Source organism: Vibrio mytili, assembly GCF_000830505.1.
Taxonomy (GTDB): domain Bacteria; phylum Pseudomonadota; class Gammaproteobacteria; order Enterobacterales; family Vibrionaceae; genus Vibrio; species Vibrio mytili.
In genome coordinates this window covers 15,435-33,233 of the sequence record NZ_JXOK01000022.1, presented here as the reverse complement: position 1 = coordinate 33,233, position 17,799 = coordinate 15,435, and the positions used below count along the sequence as shown (strand labels likewise).

The 17,799-nt window shown below is 45.5% G+C and carries 12 protein-coding genes and 2 pseudogenes; 13 read left to right on the top strand and 1 reads right to left on the bottom strand.

The genetic code is table 11. The features are described from left to right. The first annotated feature begins 171 nt into the window (after positions 1–171). From SU60_RS07425 to SU60_RS07375, 9 genes and pseudogenes are all read left to right on the top strand, one after another. On the top strand, positions 172–1,620 hold the full coding sequence (locus SU60_RS07425; RefSeq protein WP_041154961.1) for a YfcC family protein: 1,449 nt from the start codon (positions 172–174) through the stop codon (positions 1,618–1,620). Positions 1,621–2,568: 948 nt separating this feature from the next. Continuing rightward, positions 2,569–3,792 carry an arginine deiminase gene (arcA, locus tag SU60_RS07420; RefSeq protein WP_041155028.1) on the top strand — a complete coding sequence of 408 codons (1,224 nt, stop codon included), beginning with the start codon at positions 2,569–2,571 and terminating at the stop codon, positions 3,790–3,792. Positions 3,793–3,854: 62 nt separating this feature from the next. Next, positions 3,855–4,766, top strand: coding sequence for a carbamate kinase (arcC, locus tag SU60_RS07415; protein ID WP_041154960.1), 912 nt, complete (start codon positions 3,855–3,857; stop codon positions 4,764–4,766). Between the two features lie 179 nt (positions 4,767–4,945). Then, positions 4,946–5,956, top strand: coding sequence for an ornithine carbamoyltransferase (locus tag SU60_RS07410; RefSeq protein WP_041154959.1), 1,011 nt, complete (start codon positions 4,946–4,948; stop codon positions 5,954–5,956). A 453-nt stretch (positions 5,957–6,409) separates the two neighbouring features. Next, positions 6,410–7,339, top strand: a complete 930-nt coding sequence (pyrB, locus tag SU60_RS07400; protein WP_041154957.1) for an aspartate carbamoyltransferase — start codon at positions 6,410–6,412, stop codon at positions 7,337–7,339. Positions 7,340–7,356: 17 nt separating this feature from the next. Further along, positions 7,357–7,821, top strand: coding sequence for an aspartate carbamoyltransferase regulatory subunit (gene pyrI / locus SU60_RS07395; RefSeq protein WP_041154956.1), 465 nt, complete (start codon positions 7,357–7,359; stop codon positions 7,819–7,821). A 374-nt stretch (positions 7,822–8,195) separates the two neighbouring features. Beyond that, the gene (locus SU60_RS07385) at positions 8,196–8,684 is read left to right on the top strand and encodes an arginine repressor (protein ID WP_041154954.1); all 489 of its coding nucleotides are present in this window, start codon (positions 8,196–8,198) and stop codon (positions 8,682–8,684) included. A gap of 194 nt (positions 8,685–8,878) precedes the next feature. Continuing rightward, positions 8,879–10,732 carry a protein-disulfide reductase DsbD gene (locus SU60_RS07380; RefSeq protein WP_041155027.1) on the top strand — a complete coding sequence of 618 codons (1,854 nt, stop codon included), beginning with the start codon at positions 8,879–8,881 and terminating at the stop codon, positions 10,730–10,732. A gap of 195 nt (positions 10,733–10,927) precedes the next feature. Further along, a pseudogene (locus SU60_RS07375) lies at positions 10,928–11,556 on the top strand (response regulator transcription factor). A gap of 3 nt (positions 11,557–11,559) precedes the next feature. Here SU60_RS07375 and SU60_RS07370 read toward each other — a convergent pair. Next, positions 11,560–13,304: pseudogene (locus tag SU60_RS07370) on the bottom strand (potassium/proton antiporter). 360 nt (positions 13,305–13,664) lie between these two features. Here SU60_RS07370 and SU60_RS07365 point away from each other — a divergent pair. The 4 genes from SU60_RS07365 (at position 13,665) to SU60_RS07350 (ending at position 17,771) form a co-directional block, all read left to right on the top strand. Beyond that, a complete protein-coding gene (locus tag SU60_RS07365; RefSeq protein WP_041154953.1) occupies positions 13,665–13,931 on the top strand; it encodes a DUF4212 domain-containing protein in 267 nt (88 codons plus the stop codon). Positions 13,932–13,943: 12 nt separating this feature from the next. After that, a complete protein-coding gene (locus SU60_RS07360; protein WP_041154952.1) occupies positions 13,944–15,671 on the top strand; it encodes a sodium:solute symporter family protein in 1,728 nt (575 codons plus the stop codon). 94 nt (positions 15,672–15,765) lie between these two features. Beyond that, positions 15,766–16,254 (top strand): hypothetical protein, encoded by a 489-nt coding sequence (locus tag SU60_RS07355; protein WP_041154951.1) that lies wholly within the window; start codon positions 15,766–15,768, stop codon positions 16,252–16,254. Positions 16,255–16,385: 131 nt separating this feature from the next. Further along, complete coding sequence (locus tag SU60_RS07350; protein ID WP_041155026.1) at positions 16,386–17,771, top strand: class II fumarate hydratase; 1,386 nt, start codon at positions 16,386–16,388, stop codon at positions 17,769–17,771. Positions 17,772–17,799 lie beyond the last annotated feature (28 nt).

The following is a 17,799-nucleotide window of genomic DNA, read 5'->3' as shown; positions in this document are numbered from 1 at the left end:
CATTTTGTGAAGATCCCCAAAGTCCGATGTTGTTTATAAATTTAAAATAGAGATAAATAACAGAAACAAAAACAAATAAAACACTCAATTTAATCCAATAACTTAATTAATATTATTAGTCCCTGATTAACTTTTATTTATTAATGAATAAATAAAAGTAAGGAGAGCACTATGACTGCACAAACTGTACCTCATGAAGAAAAGAAAAGCGGCTTCTTTGCCAATTTTAAGTTTCCATCTGCTTACACCATTTTATTCATTCTTATCGCAATGGTTGCGTTATTGACATGGATTGTTCCTGCGGGTCAATACGATCGTGAAATGAACCCAGACTTAGGCCGCGAGGTCCCTGTTACGGGTACTTACCACTCTGTTGAAGGCAATCCTCAAGGCATTGTTGATGTACTGCTTGCACCTATCGACGGTTTCTATGACCACAACAGTTACGAAGCAGCCGCTATCGACGTTTCCTTGTTTATCCTAGTGATTGGCGGCTTCCTTGGCTTGGTCACCAAAACAGGAGCGATTGATGCGGGTATCGAGCGAGTTACCCATCGATTGGAAGGGCGTGAGGAAATGATGATTCCGATCCTAATGGCCCTCTTTGCCGCAGGGGGGACGGTTTATGGTATGGCGGAAGAATCTCTCCCATTCTACACCTTACTTGTCCCTGTGATGATGGCAGCGCGCTTTGACCCATTAGTCGCAGCAGCAACAGTATTGCTTGGTGCCGGTATCGGTACTCTAGGCTCAACTATCAACCCATTTGCTACCGTCATTGCGGCAAACGCAGCGGGGATTCCATTCACTGATGGTATCGTGTTACGTGTTGTGGCTCTGCTTATTGGCTGGGTTATCTGTGTAGCTTATGTGATGCGTTATGCTCGCATGGTGCGCAAAGACCAAACTAAATCTATCGTTTACGACAAATACGAAGAAAACAAAGCGCACTTTTTGGGCAACCAAACGGGTGAAAAGCTTGAGTTCACAGGGACTCGCAAGCTGATTTTAGCTATCTTTGCCGCTTCTTTCGGTGTGATGATTTACGGTGTCTCCGTAGCGGGCTGGTGGATGGCGGAGATCTCTGCCATGTTCTTAGCATCAACTATTATCATTGGTTTCGTGGCTCGAATGAGTGAAGAAGAGTTTACTTCAAGCTTTATTGATGGTGCTCGCGACCTACTTGGCGTCGCCCTGATCATTGGTATCGCGCGAGGTATCGTAGTGGTGATGGATCGCGGTATGATCACCGATACCATTCTGTTTTCCGCTGAGCAAATGGTGACAGGACTATCCTCAATAATATTCATTAACGTTATGTTTTTACTTGAGGTTTTACTGTCATTCCTAGTCCCTTCAAGCTCCGGTTTAGCGGTATTGACCATGCCAATCATGGCGCCTCTAGCTGACTTTGCTGGTGTTGGTCGTGACCTTGTTGTCACCGCGTATCAATCCGCTTCTGGGTTGGTTAACTTAGTGACACCAACGTCTGCCGTGGTCATGGGTGGTCTCGCTATCGCACGGGTTCCTTATGTACGCTACGTAAAATGGGTCGCACCATTACTTGGCATTCTATTACTGTTCTGTGTCGCTGTACTCAGCGTAGGTGCTCTACTGTAATATTTGTCACCGTACACCCTTTCCTTTCAAAAGCCGCCTTGTGCGGCTTTTTTATTTTGCTGTCATTGTCGATCAATTTTGACGCTTCAATACCTATCTCCACAGCAATACCAACCGCCTTAGATTCTCCCACTAGAGCAATCGCCAATGCTCACTATTTGAGGACTCTAACTGATGATTCAGAGTCGCCCCTAGAGGTTATCAGCAGAGAGGTAAGTCGGTTGAATAAATAAACATCCTAAGTTCATTTTGCTATTAACTTAATCCAAAACACATTTTTCTATTGATAATAAAAACCTTTTAAATACTGACAATATACTCAAGTGATCTCAAGGTGCAGGATTCAGTTCTGTATCAACGAGTTCAGGTTGAGATAAATAACGGGAAGTTACTTGAGTATACAATCAACACCAAGTTCCTGAACAAACAATTATTAAATTTAAGACACTTTAGTACAAAAACATGTTAAATCGTTCATCTTTTTTTTTAATTCAAACAATGGTAAATAATGTGATCCAAGTTTCATTTATTATCAAAAACTTTGTTATTGATTTATTAAATCGAGGTGTAAAATAAATTATCTAGATAATACGAATGCATAAGTCCAACTATTTGACCTTCATATCAATATAATTACAATGCATAGACTTCCTGCTAGTTTCACTTTATCCATAACATAAGTCTATTTTCTGAATAATATTCCCAAATATTCAGATTTTTAGAAAATTCACAAGAGATCAACAAGTGAATAGATATTGTTAAAACCCTTGAAAACACTGGCTTTGAGCATAAAAAATGAAGTGTGACTGACCTCAGAGTTTCCTCTCTAAATAGGCGTAATATTAATTTCAACGAAACGAATTAACTTATTTAATTCACCTCCTGTTCCCTTAAAATTAATTATTAGTTTATTTTAAAACTAATAGAAAAATATAGAGAGATATGATCATGAGTAACTTATATGTAGGTTCTGAAATCGGTCAATTACGTCGCGTTCTCGTTCATCGTCCAAGACGCGCTCTCACTCACCTAACTCCTTCAAACTGTCACGAATTACTCTTTGATGACGTGCTTGCGGTAGAGCGTGCAGGTAAAGAACACGACGTGTTCACTCAAACTCTACGTGACCAAGGTGTCGAAGTGCTGCTTCTCACAGATTTGCTAGCTGATACGCTTGCGGTTCCAGAAGCAAAAGATTGGCTGCTGAATACTCAAGTTTCGGAATATCGTTTAGGCAAAACGTTCGCCAATGACGTGCGTTGCTACTTAGGCGATTTACCAAATCTTGAGTTAGCCAAAATCCTAACCGGTGGTCTTGCATTTGGCGAAATGCCAATGCAATCCTCTTCAATGATGCAAGGCATGCACTCACCATGCGACTTCATTATTGAGCCGCTCCCTAACCACCTATTTACACGTGATACTTCTTGCTGGGTTTACGGTGGCGTGTCTATCAACCCAATGGCGAAACCCGCTCGTCAACGTGAAACCAACCACGTTCGCGCCATCTACCGCTGGCACCCAACTTTCGCAGGCCAAGACTTCGTCAAGTACTTTGGCAATGACGAAAACATTAACTACGACAACTCCACCATTGAAGGCGGCGATGTACTGGTTATTGGTAAAGGCGCGGTGCTTATCGGTATGTCTGAACGTACGACGGCTCAAGGTGTGGAACATCTAGCATCGAACCTATTCAAACATGGTCAAGCAAAACAAGTGATTGCCATGGAGCTACCAAAACACCGCTCATGCATGCACTTGGATACCGTAATGACTCACATGCGTGAAGATACCTTCTCGGTTTACCCTGAAGTGGTGCGTAAAGACGTGAAATGCTGGAGCCTAACTGGTGATAACTCTGGCGCGGTCAACGTAAAAGAAGAAGGCTACTTTGTTCACGCAATCGAAAAAGCACTAGGCGTCGACCAGCTCAACCTCATCACAACCGGTGGTGATAACTTCCATGCCGAGCGTGAGCAGTGGAATGATGCCAACAACGTTCTCACTGTAAAACCAGGTGTCGTTATCGGTTATGAAGGTAACACGTACACCAACGAAAAATACGACAAAGCCGGTATTACGGTACTGCCAATTCCTGGTGATGAGCTTGGTCGTGGTCGTGGTGGTGCGCGCTGTATGAGCTGCCCAATTGAACGTGATGGTATCTAAATTGTGACGAACAGAGGCAGAAGTGCCTGAGACTTCTGCCTCCCAGCTGAGAGATAAGAATAATGAAAAAACAAACAGTAGTCGTAGCACTTGGTGGAAATGCCCTACTTCGTCGCGGTCAGCCATTAGAAGCGGACGTTCAACGCCAAAATATTGAAGTTGCTGTCAAAACCATTTCCGAGATCGCACAAGAGTACAACGTGGTTTTGGTTCACGGTAACGGTCCACAAGTCGGCCTTCTTGCCTTGCAAGGTTTAGAGTACAAAAAAGTCGCACCATACCCATTGGACGTTCTAGGTAGCGAAACGCAAGGCATGATCGGTTACATGCTAATGCAAGAGTTCAAAAACCAGTTACCGAATGTCAACGTGACTTGCATGCTGACACAAATGACGGTCGATCCAAAAGACCCTGCATTTATCGACCCAACCAAACCCATTGGTCCGGTGTACGAAGAAGCAGAAGCACGTGAAATGGCTGAAAAATACCATTGGGTCATTAAACCAGATGGCAAGCACTTCCGTCGCGTTGTGCCTAGTCCACAACCAACAGGCATCATCGAGCATGAAGCCATCACTAAGCTCATCGACGAAGGTCACTTGGTGATTTGTACGGGCGGTGGCGGCATTCCCGTCAAGCGTGAAAATGGCAAGCTAGTGGGTGTAGAAGCCGTGATCGACAAAGACATGTCAGCGGCGTTCCTAGCCAAACAAATCGATGCCGAAGCACTGCTTATCCTGACAGACGCGGATGCGGTTTACTTAGACTGGGGTCAACCGACTCAACATGCACTGCGCAGTACAACGCCGTCGGAGCTCGCACAATACCAATTTGACGAAGGTTCGATGGGACCAAAAATCGAAGCGTCATGCGAGTTCATCAAACAAGGTGGAAAAGTGGTTGGCATTGGCTCTCTAGAAGACGGCTTGCAGATCCTACGCGGCACAGCAGGCACCAACATCCTTAAAGACTAACAACAAGCTTAGAAGCGAACAGCAAGCTTAAAGACGAACATCAATATTCAGGTTATGCCTGATAACGGACATAACCAAACCAAATCACTGACTAATTTCATGCGCTTTCTTGCTGATTTACTTTGAAATCAGTTTACCCTGCACTCAGGAAAGCGCTAAACGATAAGAAGGAAAACATCATGGCTTTCAATCTACGTAACCGCAACTTCCTAAAACTATTAGACTTTACTCCACGTGAAATTCAACACTTGCTTGATCTTTCAGTGGAACTGAAAAAAGCGAAATACAATGGTTATGAGCAACCTCGCCTAAAAGGCAAAAACATTGCTCTGATTTTCGAGAAAACCTCAACTCGTACTCGCTGCGCATTTGAAGTTGCCGCGTTTGACCAAGGTGCTCAAGTTTCTTACTTAGGCCCATCAGGCTCTCAAATTGGTCACAAAGAGTCAATGAAAGACACCGCTCGCGTTCTAGGTCGCATGTACGATGGCATTGAGTATCGAGGTTTTGGTCAAGAGATCGTTGAAGAGCTTGGCGCATACGCTGGCGTGCCTGTTTGGAACGGTCTAACTGATGAATTCCACCCAACGCAAATCTTGGCGGATTTCCTTACTATGATGGAGCACGGCCGTGGTAAACAACTGCATGAAATGAAGTTCGCTTACCTAGGTGATGCACGCAACAATATGGGTAACTCACTCATGGTGGGAGCTGCGAAAATGGGCATGGACATTCGCCTTGTTGCGCCAAAATCCTTCTGGCCAGAAGAGTCTCTTGTCGCACAATGTCTGGATATTGCCGAAGAAACCGGTGCAAAAATCACCCTGACCGAAGACGTGCAAGAAGGCATTCAAGGTTGTGACTACCTTTACACCGATGTTTGGGTATCCATGGGCGAAGCAAAAGAAGCATGGGCAGAGCGTATCAACCTGATGATGCCTTACCAAGTCAACATGGACATGCTAAAAGCAACCGGTAACCCGCATGTAAAATTCATGCATTGTCTACCTGCTTTCCATGGTGAAGACACTACGGTTGGTAAGCAACTTGCACAAGAATACCCACAACTAAAAGATGGTGTCGAAGTGACGGATGAAGTGGTCGAGTCTAAACACTCTATCGTCTTCGATGAAGCAGAAAACCGCATGCACACCATCAAAGCAATCATGGTAGCGACACTAGGAGACTAATCGAATCTGACATTCGAACTCTGAGTGAGCAATGAAAACCTCGCGATAGGTTCTGCAGGGAATGCGGGTTGCAGGAAGAGAGATCCTCGAAACTCTCTGAATAAAACCCGCATTTTTTTCATCCAAAAGCATCCCAAACGGCCGCGGTATCGCCACCAGCCAAGTGTTTACAACGTCCGCAAAAAAGAAGACAAAAAACGCCATCTTCGCATAAAAATCCATTTTTTGGATACTTTGAACAAACCCTTGCAAGGCGTTATTTTGTCCGTATAATCCTTCGCAATTTATCTTTGGAGAGCAAAATGAAATTGTCATTGACTATGCATCGCGAATATTTTTCGCACCCTGGCTCAGGGACGTTCGCTGTTTCATTTTCTCCAACCATCTTTTTGGAAGCCTCCTATTTTTAGGGGGCTTTTTTTTGTCTGTCATTTACGACGAGGAAACACCATCATGGCGCATTCGTTATTTAACAAGCACATAATTTCCATCCCAGAGCTCAGCCGTGAAGAACTTGAGCTTATCGTTGATACAGCAGCACGATTAAAAGCCGAACCAAACCCTGAACTGCTAAAAAACAAAGTCGTCGCAAGCTGCTTTTTTGAACCATCGACACGTACACGCCTTTCCTTCGAAACGGCGGTTCAGCGTTTAGGCGGCACGGTGATCGGTTTTGATAATGGTGGTAATACATCACTGGCGAAAAAAGGGGAAACACTGGCTGACTCAGTACAAGTGATTTCATCATACGTGGATGCGTTTGTGATGCGTCATCCTCAAGAAGGGGCGGCTCGATTGGCGTCTGAGTTTTCCAACGGCGTCCCTATAGTCAACGGCGGCGACGGCGCGAACCAACACCCAACACAAACGTTGCTTGACCTGTTTTCTATTTACGAAACGCAAGGCACGTTGGACAACCTCAACGTAGCATTTGTCGGCGATTTAAAATACGGCCGAACCGTGCACTCCCTGACACAAGCGTTAGCAAAATTCGACAATGTACGTTTCTTCTTTATCGCACCTGATGCTCTGGCGATGCCTGATTACATTTGTGAAGAACTGGAAGACGCGGGAATCACGTTCAGTATGCACAGCAACATTGAAGAAGTCGCTCCAGAACTCGACATTCTCTATATGACGCGTGTTCAAAAAGAACGTTTTGACGAATCGGAGTACGCCCACATTAAATCCGCGTTCATCCTAACTGCCGACACACTGAAAGGCGCTCGTGACAATATGAAAGTATTGCACCCTCTTCCTCGTGTTGATGAGATCACCACCGATGTTGATAAGACCAAACACGCTTACTACTTCGAGCAAGCCGAAAACGGCGTATACGCTCGCGAAGCCTTACTCGCACTTGTTCTTAACCAAACCATTTAATTCGCAGGAGAGATATCATGGTAAAAGAAACTCAACTACAAGTAGAAGCGATTCGCAACGGTTCTGTGATTGACCATATCCCTGCCAACATCGGGATTAAGATCTTAAAACTGTTTAAAATGCATAAATCCAACCAACGCATCACAATTGGGCTGAACTTGCCGTCATCTGCACTGGACGCAAAAGATCTGATAAAGATAGAGAACATTTATCTGACGAAAGAGCAAGCAAACCAACTGGCACTTTATGCTCCGAAAGCAACCGTGAACCAAATCGAAGAGTATAAAGTCGTTAGTAAACTCAATCTCACTTTGCCTGAGTTCATTGAAAGTGTGTTTGTGTGCCCGAACAGTAACTGTATTTCGCACGGCGAGCCAGTTGAAAGTAAGTTTAAAGTGCAGCAAAAACAGGACAATGTGCACCTTAAATGCCATTACTGTGAAAAGGTATTCTCACGCGAGATCATGGCAGAAGTTCGCTAAGATTTTCTCAACACTATAAAGCGCGTATCAAATGGGCATTTCTTCTCATTTGCGAGATAATGCCCATCTCAACAATAAGAATAATAAACCACACTTTACGGACAAAACTTCAATTTAACTTCAAAAAAACAGTACATAACCAAAATAAGATATCGGACAAGAGATTTATTCAGCAATTTTACCTTGACCACAAAATGACGATATTTTTGGTGATAGACTCATTTTTCATAATAAAAGCCAAACAAGCGATGCCCCTCGTTAATGCACCATGGTGAATAGGGAAAACGTTGTAGAGGTAGAACAGGCAGATAATGGAAGATTGTATGCCTTAGTTGCATGGACGATTTGTTGTTACGTCAAGTTAAGGAGTTCCAATGAGTGAAACTCTAGCCCCAACTACAGTAGATTACGCAGAAGACAAAAAGCTAACTGATGCTTGTAAGCAGTTGCTGCAACAGCAAAGCTTTTCTACCCAAAACTCGCTGCGCGAAGCGCTGGTCGATATAGGCTTTAAAGGCATTAGTCAATCCACGGTTTCTCGTTTGCTGTCCCAGTTGGGCGTCGTAAAGGTACAAAATGCCTGTGGTAAAAAAGTGTATTGCATTACCGTAGAGACAGCGCCAGTGCGAGTCGAGTCATCGATTTCATCACAAATTGAGTTTATAACCCATAACCAAGCAATGGTAGTGGTAAAAACTCATCCGGGCAGCGCGCAGTTGGTCGCTCGTCTGGTGGATATTGACCCACACCAAGAAATCTTAGGCACCGTTGGCGGCAATGATACCGTGCTGGTGATCCCAAAAGATATCAACCATATTGACGCTTGTGAACGAGTAGTAAAAGCACGCCTGGGCTTCGCCTGATACTCACAGCCCATCTAGATGCAGCGGTCACTCTTAGCTCCAACATAAGCGGAGACGTTTTTCTGTTTCTCCGCTTATCGGTGGTTCACATCATTCATAACATCGATTATTTTTTAACGTCACCGAAACTTCTTGCCCCTTTCTTCTGTCTTTATGAGTTAAGATGAAAAAAATTAACTCAAGTGATGTCTTTTATGCGCTTTGTCTTTACCTTCATAATCCTCTGTTTTTCCATTATCTCTATGCCGGCGTTCGCCCTTTTTGGCAATACGAATTCCGCGTTGAACTTTGACAGCAAAGACCGATTTGTTCCGGTTGATGAAGCATTCCCGTTGAACTCCTTCCAACAGGGCAATCGTGTACTGATCGACTGGCAAGTGAAACCTGACTACTACCTCTATCAAGAACGTATTTCTATCACTGGGGAGCATGTTACAGTTGATGACATCACGATGCGCGATGGGGAACCCTATACCGATGAGTTTTTTGGTGAGGTAAACATCTATACAGACCCCCTTTTTGTCGAAGTATCGCTGTCAAACTATCAACAAGGAGCACGTCTATTGGTCCAATACCAAGGGTGTGCAAAAGCAGGGTTCTGTTATCCGCCGGAAACCCGCGAGATCTCAATCAGTGCGTTTTCCGCCTCTCAAAATGATAGTAACGCAGTCAATGATAGTAACGCAGTCAAGGCGGCTTCTACGACAACAAGCGCGGCACAACCAAACGCAGAACCTCGCAGTCCCGAACAATCAAATCAAAGTGCACTATCCTCAAAACGCACCTCGGTTCCAGTCACAGAACAAGACAGTCTGGCTGCCAACTTAGCCGATAACTGGTGGACACCATTGCTGTTCCTCGCTTTGGGGATTGGTCTGGCATTCACCCCCTGCGTTCTACCAATGTATCCTATTCTCACCAGCATCGTGCTGGGCAGCGGAAAATTAAGTCAACGCCGTGCGCTCGGCTTGTCTCTTGTCTACGTACAAGGTATGGCTCTGACATACACCTTATTAGGGCTCGTTGTTGCGTCTGCAGGAATGCAGTTTCAAGCGGCCATGCAGCACCCTTATGTTCTGATTGGTTTGAGTGTCATGTTCGTTGCGTTGGCGATGTCGATGTTTGGTTTATACTCATTGCAACTGCCCGCAAACTTACAAACTTGGCTGAACAATCTCAGTAATAAACAGCAAGGCGGTAGTAGCGCTGGTGTTTTCGCGATGGGTGCAATTTCGGGACTGGTCTGTTCTCCATGTACCACTGCACCGCTTTCTGGTGCCCTGTTATATGTCGCGCAGAGTGGCGATCTGCTTACTGGTGGTATTGCTTTGTATGCGCTGGCGATGGGGATGGGAATTCCACTCATTTTAGTCGCCGTGTTTGGTAATAAGCTACTGCCAAAAGCAGGTGGATGGATGGACCGCGTTAAGACCTTGTTTGGTTTCATTTTACTCGCGGCGCCAATCTTCTTGCTTGAGCGACTTTTACCAGAAATATGGTCAACGACACTTTGGTCTGTTCTGGGTATCGCTGCCTTTGGTTGGCTATATCATGTCAAAAACACTCTGGAGTTTGGCGGCTGGAAACAAAGTGCGGTGGGAATCATTGCGGTACTTGGTTTGTTGACTTCCGCTCAGCCCATGCTGAACGACTGGTTTGGTCACGGCGAAACCCAATCGCAATCGGTGACAATCAGCTTTACGCGTATTGCAAACGTCTCTGAGCTAGAACAGCAATTAGCCCTCGCAAAACAAGCGGGCAAACCAGTCATGCTCGACTTTTATGCCGACTGGTGTGTGGCATGTAAAGAGTTCGAAAAGTATACCTTCCACCAGCCAGATGTAGAGGCGAAACTGCAAAACTTTGTGTTACTGCAAGCGGACGTGACAAAAAGTGAACCACAAGACATCGAACTACTGAAACGCATGAGTGTGCTTGGCTTGCCGACCATCGAATTTTGGAATAGTAACGGTGAGCATATTTCAAACGCACGCATCACAGGCTTTATGCAGGCGGAACCTTTTTTAGAGCACATTAACCAGTTCTAATATTCAAACGCCAGTGACGAGATCACGTATCACTGGCGTTATCGACTGCACACTTCTGATCTAGAACCTATCAACTATATGCAATATCACTAATAAAAGTCGATTTGGTTCAGACTTTTAGCGAATAAATATTGTTCGTTACCGCAAAGCTGGACAATAATAAATTTAACGAAATAGTCAAAAGTGTTTAACGTCATGGATTCGACCTACACCATCATCATCGCAGATGATCATCCCCTTTTTCGCAATGCGCTATTCCAATCCGTTCATATGGCGGTCAGTGGTGCTAACCTTCTTGAAGCGATTCACTTGATGCCCTACTTGCCTTACTAGAAAGAGAAGAAGAGCCAGATTTGGTGTTGTTGGATCTCAAGATGCCAGGGGCGAACGGCATGTCAGGTTTAATTCACTTACGTGCTGAGTATCCTGATTTACCCGTCGTGGTGGTGTCAGCTAGCGAAGAGCCCGCCATCGTGACCCAAGTAAAAAGCCATGGTGCGTTTGGCTTTATTCCGAAGTCCAGTGACATGCGTGAGCTCGTTAATGCGATCAATCAGGTGCTTAGCGGTGATCCCTACTTCCCCGAAGGGCTAATAACTAATAACGCGGCTTGTCATGATCTCGCCGAGAAGATTGCAACACTCACCCCACAGCAATATAAAGTATTAGGCATGTTGTCCGATGGCTTGCTGAACAAACAGATCGCTTATGAACTCAATGTTTCAGAAGCCACCATCAAAGCCCATATGACCGCAATTTTCCGCAAGTTAGGCGTCAAAAACCGCACCCAAGCGGTCATTATGTTGACTGAAATGAACAGCTAAAGCTTAGTTTTCTTCATCCGCGGTTTCTTTCTCACTCGGTAGGCGTAACCCTACTTGGTGACTTGTTGATCGACTACGTCTGCAATGATCCAGTGCAGACCTTGCCATTCGAATTGGTCCCCTAAGACTGGCGTCGAGCCCAACTGCTCTTCCACCAAGCTTTTGAGTGTTTTATCGAGTCCATTATCTCCCAAATCAAGACCATACATCATCGCAACATCGGACAACTTGGCTTCGATATCCAAAAAGAAATCACCAAAGAATCGGCTCAGTGACGCTTTTTCTGGCGCTTCACTAAACAGTAGGCTCAACGCATTCAAATCTTTCTCTTGCGCAAACACACAAAGGGTATCGTCCTCTTTAAGCTTGGTACTACCAGAAGGATGCAAGAGCTCCTGATGACGGAATACCGCGGCAATACGGGTTCCTTCAGGCATAGATAAACTGCGGATCGGTTCGCCAATACACCACTTATCGGCTTTCAACTTATAGATAAACAGTTCCCACTCACTGGTTGGATACACCTCCACCCCAATACGAGAAATGGGCTCAGGTTTAGAAGGTAGTTCCACTTTCGCGAGAGACATTGCTTTGGTCAGTGTGCCACCTTGGACAATCAATGACACCATGACCACGAAGAAGGCTAAGTTGAAGTACAGTTGCGCATCTGGCAGACCCGCCATCATCGGAAATACGGCTAAAATAATTGGCACCGCACCGCGTAACCCCACCCACGAAACAAACCACTTTTCACGCGCAGTAAAACTTCTAAACGGCAATAGACCTATCCAAACGGAGAGAGGACGCGCAAACAGAATCATCCCGAAAGCAAGCGCCAAGGCAGGCAGCGCAATAGACAGTAAATTGGACGGAGTCACAAGCAGCCCCAAAACGAGGAACATACCAATTTGTGCTAACCACGTCATGCCATCGAGGACGTGGAGGATAGAGTGGCGACTGCGTGTTGGACGGTTGCCTAACAGCAGGCCCACTAAATAAATGGACAGGATCCCGCTTCCCCCTAATTTGTTGGAGAGAGCAAAAATCAGTAATCCCCCACTGACGGTCAAAATCGAGTACAGGCCATCCGGCAGTTGATTACGGTTGATGATTTTCCATAATACCCAGCCACCAGCAAACCCCAACAATGCACCAATGCCAAATTGTTTCGCAAAGCTCAATGCCAAAAAGCCTGCGCTCAGCGTTGTTCCCTGACTCGATAAAATCGCAATCAAAGTCACGGTTAGAAAAACAGCCATGGGATCATTAGTGCCTGATTCTATCTCCAGTGTCGACCCAACACGCTCATTCAAACTGCGCCCCTTTAGTAAGGAGAATACCGCCGCAGCATCGGTCGATCCGACGATGGCTCCGACAAGAATGCCTTGCAGCAGATCGAGGTCAAATAACCAGCTCGCCATCAAACCGGTTAAAATAGTGGTTATGGCTACGCCTAAGGTCGCCAATAAAACGGAAGGCCAGAGCGCAACCCGGAAACTGGCTGCTCGGGTACGCATCCCCCCATCAAGAAGAATGATCGCTAAAGCAAGGTTACTGACCAGATAAGCAACGGAATAGTTATCAAACAGAATGCCGCCCAATCCATCCTCTCCAGCGAGCATTCCTACTACTAGAAAGACGAGCAAAATCGGGATTCCGAGCTTAGAAGACACAGGACTTAAAAGCACGCTCAGTGCAATCAACAGTGCACCGATAAGAAAAAAACTGTTAATAGTGTTTGCGTCCATCCCTACCCTCATTCAATTGAAAACTCGTTAGTTTCAGGGCTATTGTGCATCAAAACACGCAATGATCCGAAAAGTTTATCGCTATCAACGTGGTTCTCAGCTGAAAAAAAGGGGACGCCAACCACAATAAATCACACGAAATATCATTTCATCTTAGACTTTTGGCTAATTTAACACCTTTTTAACATCAACAAATAACCTCAATTATCACCTAACCAACCAATATACGAGCATTTTGTCACTTTAAAGCCCCGACTAAAGTTGAAAAGAGTTCTTGCCAACACCTTGCTAATGTACATGTTGAAACATTTTTTTAACAACAATACCGTTATCAACAATACCTATCGTAAGGAGACGGCAATGGCATTTGAAAACGAAGAAAAAGCCAAAGCCTATTGGGACAAAAACGTGAAGCTCATGATTGGCCTAATGGTCATCTGGTTCGTGGTGTCCTTCGGCTGTGGCATTCTATTTGTCGATGTACTCAATCAATTTCAATTAGGCGGGTACAAACTCGGCTTCTGGTTTGCTCAACAAGGCTCCATCTATGCCTTCCTGGGTATTATTTTCTATTACGCATGGAAGATGCGCCAAATCGACCGTGAATTCGGCGTGGACGATGAGTAAGGAGTCACTCAGATGGATTTGAAAACTATTACCTACTTGGTGGTTGGTGCAACGTTTATTCTCTACATCGGGATCGCCATTTGGGCACGTGCTGGATCGACCAAAGAGTTCTACGTCGCAGGCGGTGGTGTGAACCCAATTGCCAACGGTATGGCAACCGCCGCTGACTGGATGTCTGCTGCTTCGTTTATCTCTATGGCTGGTCTGATTGCCTTCATGGGCTACGGTGGTTCCGTATTCTTGATGGGTTGGACTGGTGGTTATGTACTTCTTGCTCTGCTACTTGCACCTTACCTACGTAAGTTCGGTAAATTTACCGTGCCAGAGTTTGTTGGCGAACGTTTCTACTCAAACACAGCCCGTATCGTGGCAGTTATCTGTCTGATTATCGCATCGGTGACTTACGTTATTGGTCAGATGAAAGGTGTGGGCGTAGCATTTGGTCGCTTCTTAGAAGTGGATTACTCAACCGGTCTATTGATTGGTATGTGTATCGTATTTATGTACGCAGTACTAGGCGGCATGAAAGGTATTACATACACGCAGATTGCTCAGTATTGCGTACTCATTCTTGCTTACACTATCCCTGCAATCTTCATCTCTCTGCAACTCACTGGTAACCCTATTCCACAAATTGGCCTAGGGAGTACTATGACCGGAACCGATGTCTATCTGCTCGACCGGCTTGACCAAGTGGTGACCGAACTCGGATTTAGTGAATACACCACCCAAGTCCGTGGCGACACGCTTAATATGTTTGTCTACACCATGTCACTGATGATTGGTACTGCGGGTCTACCACACGTAATCATCCGTTTCTTTACGGTACCTAAGGTACGTGATGCTCGTACATCAGCAGGCTGGGCACTGATTTTCATCGCGATTCTTTACACCACTGCACCTGCTGTATCAGCGATGGCTCGTCTGAACCTAATGGATACGGTAAACCCAGCACCAGGTCAGCACTTAGCGTATGACGAACGTCCTGATTGGTTCAAAAACTGGGAAACAACCGGACTACTCGGCTTTGACGATAAGAACGGTGACGGCAACATCCAATACACCTCCGATGCCGCAACCAACGAACTACGCGTTGATAACGACATCATGGTATTGGCAAACCCAGAAATAGCTAAATTACCAAACTGGGTTATTGCACTTGTTGCAGCAGGTGGTTTGGCGGCAGCATTGTCTACCGCAGCAGGTCTGCTACTGGCGATTTCCTCGGCCATATCACATGATTTGATAAAAGGGGTTATTAATCCAAATATCTCCGAGAAGAAAGAGCTGCTCGCCAGTCGGATATCGATGGCAGTCGCAATTGCCGCTGCAGGTTATCTGGGCTTGAACCCGCCAGGGTTTGCCGCTGGTACCGTGGCCCTAGCGTTTGGTCTGGCAGCCTCATCCATCTTCCCAGCATTGATGATGGGTATCTTCAGCAAGAACATTAATAAAGAAGGGGCAATTGCGGGTATGATTGCCGGTATCAGTATTACACTGTTCTACGTATTCCAGCATAAAGGCATTCTATTTGTCTCTGACTGGACCTATTTAGAAAGCTGGGGTAGTAACTGGTTCCTAGGCATTGAGCCAAACGCATTCGGTGCAATTGGTGCTCTATTTAACTTCATAGTGGCATTCTTAGTATCGAAAGTAACTGCGGAAACACCACAAGAAGTCAAAGATCTGGTTGAACACGTTCGTGTCCCTGTTGGTGCAGGCCAAGCAGTCGACCACTAAACTATAACGCAACCCACAAAAGCCCCATATGGGGCTTTTTTATTCCAAGTTTTCGGTTACCGTATTCGTAACCTGTTGTTGCAAGGAAGCCAAGATGTTCAAAAATAAGCATTTAATTATTGCTCTGCTGATTGCCCCTGTCCTCTCTTTGATCGCCTATTTCGGCACTGATATCGCATTAAGTGAAAAACCGCATGCGGCAGTAGAAGGTGAAAGTTATAAGCTAGTTAGCAAATCCAACTGTCGTTACACCAGCGGCTTGTGCGATATGGAAAATGGGGACTTTAAAGTGAAGTTCCGTTCCGAGAGTCTGACTGACAACACACTCGACCTGTCGTTGCATTCTGCTTTCCCTCTTGAAGGCGTGAAACTGTCAGTCGTCAAGGACCAAGAAAAAGATGGGCAACCCGTTGATATGATCTCTGCCGATCAAACGGGACAAAGCTGGTACATTACCTTGCCAAGACCTGCATCAGAAGAAAGTTGGTTAAGAGTCGCTATTCAAGCAGAAGGCACGCTTTATTATGGTGAAACGCAAACCGCATTCATCAAATACGAAACCCTGTTTACGGAAGACCAATAGCGCCCTTGGATAAAAATCACCGTTCATTTTAAGCCGATGTTTATTCCTAAGCGTCGGCTTTTTACCCTCATTCCACGAATAAATCATCTATGGTTGGTATAACACCTTTTGGTAACAAACAGGATGCCACCATGACAACCAACTTCCGTATTGAAACCGACAGTATGGGCGAAGTAAAAGTCCCCGAAAACGCTTTGTATCAAGCCCAAACTCAGCGTGCTGTAAACAACTTTGCCTTTAGCCGTCACACGATGCCAACCGAGTTTATCCAAGCCTTAGCCCGCATAAAGCAAAGCGCAGCACTCACCAATGCTCAGCTCGGTCTACTTGAACAAGATATTGCCAACGCCATCGCTGACGCAGCGCAGACCATTATTGATGGGCAACACCTCACACAATTTCCGGTAGATGTGTTTCAAACCGGGTCTGGCACCAGCTCCAATATGAACGCAAACGAAGTCATTGCGACGCTGGCCTCTGAACTTCTTGGCACCTCAATTAGCCCAAATGATGACGTCAATATGGGGCAAAGCAGTAATGATGTGGTCCCCACGGCTATTCAGTTAAGTTCGACATTGGCGGTTGAAACAAGATTACTGCCTGCTCTTAATCATTTAAGTGAGACGCTCCAATCTAAACAGCAAGCGCTCAAAGACGTAGTCAAAACCGGCCGGACACATTTGATGGATGCTATGCCGATAACCTTTGCCCAAGAACTGAGCGGCTGGCAATATCAAATTGAGCACGCTATGCAAGCCATTGAACACACTTTGCCAACAGTGAAAGCTTTGGCACAAGGTGGAACTGCGGTTGGTACTGGGATCAATGCGGATCCACGCTTTGCCCAGTTGTTTGCAACGAATTTAAGCCAGGCGACAAAAATACAATTCACTGCCAGTGATAATTTCTTTTTTAATCTCAGCAGTCAGGATGCGATCATTGCGTTGTCCGGACAGCTCAAAACCGCCGCAGTTGCGATCATGAAGATCGCCAATGATCTTCGCTGGATGAACTCGGGGCCCTTAGCTGGGATAGGAGAAATTGAGTTGCAAGGGTTACAACCTGGTTCTTCCATCATGCCTGGCAAGGTAAACCCCGTCATTCCAGAGGCTGCGGCCATGGCCTCAGCACAAGTAATAGGTAATGATGCAACGATTACGATTGCAGGCCAATCAGGTAACTTTCAGCTTAATGTAATGCTGCCAGTCATTGCGCACAACGTATTGGAAAGTATTGAGTTATTGTCGAATAGTGCCGTAGCGTTAGCTGACAAAGCGATAGCAACGTTTGAAGTAAGACAAGACAATCTTGATGTTGCACTCGCGAAAAATCCTATTTTAGTCACTGCGCTCAACCCGGTTATTGGTTACTTGAAAGCAGCAGAAGTAGCCAAGAAAGCTTACCAACAAGGGCGTGCGATCATCGATGTGGCGGAAGAGGAAACCGATTTAGACCGCGCGACGCTAGAGCGGTTACTTGATCCGGCTAAATTAACTCTAGGAGGGATGGCGGAATAAATGCCCGGCGAGTAAAGAGACCTCGTCG